General features: G+C 74.1%; 3 protein-coding genes. All 3 read left to right on the top strand.

Annotated features, from left to right (window positions below; genetic code table 11):
- A partial coding sequence (locus tag ACOJTC_RS31265) for an ROK family protein (RefSeq protein WP_420119573.1) occupies nt 1-382 on the top strand: 382 nt, incomplete at its 5' end.
- A gap of 18 nt (nt 383-400) precedes the next feature.
- Entirely contained in the window at nt 401-1,243 is an 843-nt protein-coding gene (locus ACOJTC_RS31260; RefSeq protein WP_420119572.1) for a LacI family DNA-binding transcriptional regulator, read from the top strand.
- Nucleotides 1,244-1,369: 126 nt separating this feature from the next.
- Nucleotides 1,370-1,927: a cellulose binding domain-containing protein gene (locus ACOJTC_RS31255; protein ID WP_420119571.1), complete on the top strand. Its 558-nt coding sequence runs from the start codon at nt 1,370-1,372 to the stop codon at nt 1,925-1,927.
- Nucleotides 1,928-1,976: the final 49 nt, after the last annotated feature.

Raw genomic sequence — 1,976 nt, 5'->3', positions numbered from 1 at the left:
CGACTTCGCCGCGATCAGCCGGGCCGCGCGCCGGGGTGAGCCGCACGCGCTGGCGTTGCTGGAGCGGTCGGCCCGGCACGTCGGGGTGGCCGCCCGGACGCTGGCGAACCTGATGGACCTGGAGGTGCTCGTGCTGACCGGGCCGAGCCTGGCCACCGCCGGGTCGGTGTACCTGCCGATCGTCCGGCACGAACTGCGCGCCTGCTTCGCCCGGGGCACGCACACCGTCGACGTCCGGCTCTCCCGTTCCGCCGCGACGGCCTCGGCCGTCGGCGCGGCCGCCCTGGTCCTCGAATCGGAGCTGGTCCCGCCGGGCCACGGGCCACGCCCGCCCGAGCAGGTGCCCGGCCGGCGGGTCCGGCTCACCGAATCGGCAGGCTGAGGGACCCGGGGGTACGCGATGGACGACACGTGGCGCACGAGCGCGGTGGGGCTGGTGCTGGCCCGGCCGCCCCGCCTGCTCGGCACCGAGCCGTTCTTCATGGAGTTCATCGCGGGCATCGAGGAGCGGCTCGCCGCGCACGGCCGGTCGGTGCTGCTGCACGTCGTCGCGCACCACGACGCCGAGATCGCCGCGTACCGCCGGTGGGCGCGGCAGCGGCTGGTCGACGCGGTCGTGCTGGTGAACCCGTCGGTCGACGACCGCCGGCCGGCGGTGCTGCGGGACCTGCGGCTGCCCGTGGTGGTCGCGGGTGAGCCCACCGACGACAACCCGGCGGTACGCCGCGACGACGCCGGTTCGATGCGGGCGGCCCTGGCGCACCTGGTGGCCCTGGGGCACCGGCGGGTGGCCCGGATCAGCGGGCCGGACGCGCTGCTGCACACCCGGACCCGTACGGCCGCGATGCTGACGGCGGCGGCGGAGTCGGCCGTGGACGCCGTGGTGGTGGCGGGTGACTACTCGGCGGAGTCGGGGGCGCGGTTGACCACCGGACTGCTGGACGGGCCCGAACCGCCCACCGCGATCATCTACGACAACGACCTGATGGCGGTGGCGGGCCTGCACGCGGTCACCGAGCGGGGTGACCGGGTCCCCCGGGACGTCAGCCTGATCGCCTGGGACGACTCCAGCCTGTGCCGCCTGGCGTCGCCCGCGCTGACCACGATGAGCCTCGACGTGCACTCGTTCGGCGAGTCGGTCGGTGAGGCGGTGCTGCGGCTGGTCGCCGGCGAGACGGTGCCGCAGCGTTGGTGTGCCACCGAGACGGTGGTCGCCCGGGGCACGACGGGCCCGCCCGGGTAGCGCGGGAAACGGTTCCACCTGGCTATCCGTCGAAACGGCATCGATATGCTTGACTTAGTAAGGCGAATAAAGAAAGCTCGCAGGCGCGCTCCCATCGACGCTCCCCTCTATGCCTAGGAGAGCTTCATGACACGTCGTCATGCCCTGCTGGCGGCGACAGCCGCCGGCACACTGGTGGCCGCCAGCCTGACCGCGGCCACCCTGCCCGCCTCGGCCGCGGCCTCGGGCTGTGCGGTCACCTACACCGTGCAGAGCCAGTGGAACGGCGGGTTCAGCGGCAACGTCGCCATCACCAACCTCGGCTCGGCGGTGGCCGGCTGGACGCTGACGTTCGACTTCCCGGACACCGACCAGCGGGTCACCCAGGGCTGGAGCGCCACCTGGTCGCAGTCCGGTGCCCGGGTGTCGGCGGCCAGCCTGAGCTGGAACGGCGCGCTGAACACCGGCGCGTCCACCACGATCGGCTTCAACGGCGCGTGGAGCGGGACCAACCCCGTACCCACGTCGTTCGCGCTCAACGGGACGACCTGCACCGGCGTGGTCAGCCCGACGACACCCCCGCCCACGACGACGCCACCGCCGACCACCCCACCGCCCCCCCCCCCGCCCCCCCCCACACCCCCCCCGCCCCCCCCCCCCCCCCCCCGGCCCCCCGCCGGCGGCCCTCGATCTGATAGGCGCTAACAATGGCCAGCCATGCACCTGGCTGCCCTGACACCCCACAGAGCCGAAA

The organism is Micromonospora sp., assembly GCF_048594385.1.
In the GTDB taxonomy this organism is placed as follows: Bacteria; Actinomycetota; Actinomycetes; order Mycobacteriales; family Micromonosporaceae; genus Micromonospora; species Micromonospora wenchangensis.
This window is presented reverse-complemented; position numbering and strand designations above follow the sequence as displayed.